We start from the raw sequence: 3,904 nt of genomic DNA, 5'->3' as shown, positions 1-3,904 counted from the left end.
GAATGTTGAATGTTGAATGTTGAATGTTGAATGTTGAATGTTGAATGTTGAATGTAAAATTCTTAATTCTTAATTCTTAATTCTTAATTCTTAATTCTTAAATTCCGAGACTTCCCACATTCTCCTCTTTTCTTATTTCTTAACCAGCATCGGTGTATTTTCCGGAAGGATACCGATAAGAGGTTGTTCAGATATCGTTTTCCCCAAACGAGGGGTCAATAGTTCAGTCCAAGCTTCTTTAAGAGTCCTATCGTGGGGCTGTTGCCGCCTTAATTCAGCTAACTCACTTAACTGATCAAACCATATGTCATGCTTATCATAAGCTGCGATTCTCTCTTGAAGAGTTTTCGCGTCATTTAAATCCTGTTCTAGGTCTGGAGAGTGGGCAACTCGTTTAACTCGTCCTTTGAAATAGACGGTTGTTGGTTTATTGGATAATTCCCAAGCAGGGCAATTGATCTCTATATTCCAACGATAGGTTTGACCAACTTCCAAGGAATTTACTTTCTCAGGAAGCCGAATACCCACAATGCCAGGCTTATCTAGTAGCTTGAAAGATGTTCGGTAAATATCTTTTTTACCATATTTATCCTGCAAGGAAAATTCTAAGGACGGTTCATCCTCTGAGTTATAATCTTCATCTTTTGAGGTATAAGGTAGATATATCCAAAAGGTTGGATAATCATGAGTAACCTTTAAATATGAATAATCTAAGTTTGGCTCATCAAAACCTACTAAAGAAGTCAGTGTTGGAAGCTCTGCCTTGTATAGGCAAGGACCACGGGTTCCTGTCCCTTTGGCAGCATCAGGAGTACCATAGTCTGGGGGGTCGGGCTTGGTATACTCAATTGATTTTTGTAGTGGTTGGCTAACATTGATGGATTGATCAGCCTCTACTCGGGAGACCAAAAAACAGCTGATCCAGCCAACAACCATTAAATTAAAGGGAAATAGGTATTTAAGCCGAAATAATTTAGTTAACATGATCACACAAACTTCAGATCAACATCGACAGATGTTTACCTGATACATCGAATTGATGGATTCAGATTAACACCCCTGTATCTCACCACTATTTCCAGATAAAAATCAGGTCAAGTGGTGTAACTAGTCATTAGTAATTACTGATACCAAATTAGGGTTAAAAACCCCCTTTTTGTCCAGTATGTCCACACAAAATTTGTTCCTATAGCAGTGTAAAAGTTAAGACATAGTTCTGCTCCCTGCTCCGTTACCGTAGCCTGGCCAACGGCTTTAGTTCCTGCTCCTTTTAAAGCAAAATACTATCTCCCAAACTATACTTCTATTGCTATATCGCCCCGATTTATTATAGCATCAACTATTAGAATGCGTGTCTAAAGGGGGGTTATCAAAAGGTATTTTTGGTTATTGGTCATTTGTACTTATCAAGAGACTTAATGTAGATCACAAAAGACTAAGGACTAATGACTAAGCACTAATGATGAGTCAATTACTATGATCACTTTGTAAACGACAGTAAACAACTACACTGGCACTAGTAGCCACCAATGCTATAGTAGCGGGAATTAATGGCACCCAACCACCTGTTACTATCAGCAAAACCCAGCAACTTCCATATAAAAGCACCACAGTTCCAGTACCCAACAGGACGGCACGCAGCACGTTAAAGTTTCCAGCAACCATACCCCCCACCAAAGCCCAGCACCAAATCCAGAGCGCTTCACAAGGCTCAGAGCACCACCAAATCAACGGTCGATTATCCAGCACTGCACTGAGGATGTGACTGATCATGTGCGCCTGAATTTCTATGCCAGTCATGGTCTCAACAGACCACTGACCACCACTGTAGGGTGTGCGCCACATATCATCGTTAAAACTCGGGGCAATGGTACCAATCAGGACAATGCGATTCCTGACTAAGTCAGGATTGAACTGATCCGTGAGAACCTCTGCAAGGGAAACGGTCTCAGCAATTTGATCGGAAGCTCGATAATTCAGTAATAGTTGGTGACCATGGTAGTCCTCTAAATGGTGATATCCACCAGAATTATCTCCTAAGGTCTTAAAAACTGTAGTGCCAAGCTTTAAATACTTTTGTGTCACCTCCAACTGGATTCCTAGATCAGCCAAATAATGTGTTGCCAACTGGACATTAAATGAGTAGTAGCTCTGACAAGGAGATGGTGACCCTACAGCCAACAGATGGCGACGGATAATGCGATCGGGGTCGAGTAAAACATTATTAAAGCCTTGGCGAACCTCTGGGACTTCTGGAGGTGGGGAAACTCCTGGGTCACCGTATTGGCAGATGGCATACAAGTGATCACTAGTTTTCATCCGAGTCGCTAAATCCTGGTATTCCCCTCCCACAGCATTCTCCCGATAAATATCCAAACCAATAGCTCTCGGTTGATACTGCTCCAATTTTGCCAGCAGTTTTGCCAAGTAACGATCGGATAAGGAAGCGGCTCTTCTTTCTTCCTTAGGTTGAGACTGCACATCTTCTTCAGTGATTGTGACTAATAACAGTCGCTGATCTAGTCCTTCATTGGGTCGCAGCCGCATCAACTGGTCAAACCCTTGCAGTTCCCAGGGCTGGAATAGGCCAAGCGATCGCACTACCATTACCAAGCTAGTCACCACTATGCTAGATATCAGCACTGTCTGGACACTACGCCCCTTGGGTTTCCCTGAGACCGATGGTCTTTGTGATGGTATTTGTGATCGTGTTTCTGACTCTTGGCACAAATCTGCCCAAGCTGGGGGTTCTTGTCCTAGATTCTGGTAAATTACTGGCAACCAACTGGCGCAGGGAAACTGACGCTCCAACCCCTGCAATTGCTCCCGTGCTTCCCGGGCTGCCAGATATAAAGACTTACCATTAGCAAACCCCTTCAAAAAATACTTCAAAAAGTTTTGAGCGACCTGATCTGGCACCAACTCCCGCATTATAATCATTTGGGGAATTTGCAAATCATGGAGTTGCCTTGCCAATCCCAACCCATCACAAGAATTAAAAATTGCCAGTTTTAAGCCCTGTGCCACGGCTTTTTGGAAGGCATAGCGCAGCTCATCAATGGTTAAGCTATCGATGGGATTAATATAAATTCGACCCGTTTCCCCCTCTGTCTCACTATGTCCTGCGAAAAATATAATATCCCAAGGTTGATTCCATAACTGGTCATTGATTTCGTGATGTTTTGGCTCCACTAAAAAGACTGTTATTACATTAGGTAAATTCTCCAGCAGTTGTCGATCTTCGTTAATATTAATACCAGCACTATGACCTAAAATTGCTAAAATTCTAACCTTAGATTTCCCCCTAGGTGCAGGGAGTTGATCGGGTCGTTTAAACTGTGTTCCACTCAGAGCAACTTCAGCCTTGGGGTAACGCTCAAAAAAATCCCACAGATGCCAAGGTAGCTTTTGTAACTGGGTATTTTCCGTGCGAATCAGCACCCGAATCGCTTCTTCTGGGTTTAACTCTTCCCGTAATCGCTTATCAATGGGACGAAACTGTTCAGAATCGAGCCATCGTTTGAGTCTATTACCTAACTCATTCGCTGAATCCCGACATTCCTTGAGCCGTTGGCTAATGGAACCACCATAGATAACTTTTCCGGGCTGGATTCTCGCGGGTGAACCTAGGCTCCGATATTTTTGGAGCCAATGGTATTGTAAGTAAGTAGTGAGTTGTGAAGCTGCAGGCAAGTAACCTGTCATTTCGAGTGTTGGGCGTGACCCTTCTTCCCCAATTTCTAAACGTACCTGAAACCCCTGCTGCTGGGAATCACCATCTAGACTCAGGACAACTAACTTTCCCATTTTTGGTAATTAGTTATTAGGTATTAAGTATTCGTAATCGAGTAAGTATTCAGCTATCAGCTATCAGCTATCAGCTATCAGCTATCAGCTATCAGCT

The 3,904-nt window shown here is 42.8% G+C and carries 2 protein-coding genes; both read right to left on the bottom strand.

Translation table 11 applies throughout. The annotated features are described in order from the left end of the window. Nucleotides 1–132 precede the first annotated feature (132 nt). Complete coding sequence (locus tag AC4II3_RS31835; protein ID WP_488008604.1) at nucleotides 133–984, bottom strand: DUF928 domain-containing protein; 852 nt, start codon at nucleotides 982–984, stop codon at nucleotides 133–135. Nucleotides 985–1,467: 483 nt separating this feature from the next. Next, a complete protein-coding gene (locus tag AC4II3_RS31830) occupies nucleotides 1,468–3,807 on the bottom strand; it encodes a CHASE2 domain-containing protein (RefSeq protein WP_488008602.1) in 2,340 nt (779 codons plus the stop codon). Between the last annotated feature and the right edge of the window lie 97 nt (nucleotides 3,808–3,904).

The sequence above is a fragment of the Moorena sp. genome (assembly GCF_982860115.1).
This window is presented reverse-complemented; position numbering and strand designations above follow the sequence as displayed.

Coding starts and splice junctions, on each gene's coding strand:
- AC4II3_RS31830 (WP_488008602.1), bottom strand. CDS start 3,807: ATGGGAAAGTTAGTTGTCCTGAGTCTAGATGGTGATTCCCAGCAGCAG.
- AC4II3_RS31835 (WP_488008604.1), bottom strand. CDS start 984: ATGTTAACTAAATTATTTCGGCTTAAATACCTATTTCCCTTTAATTTA.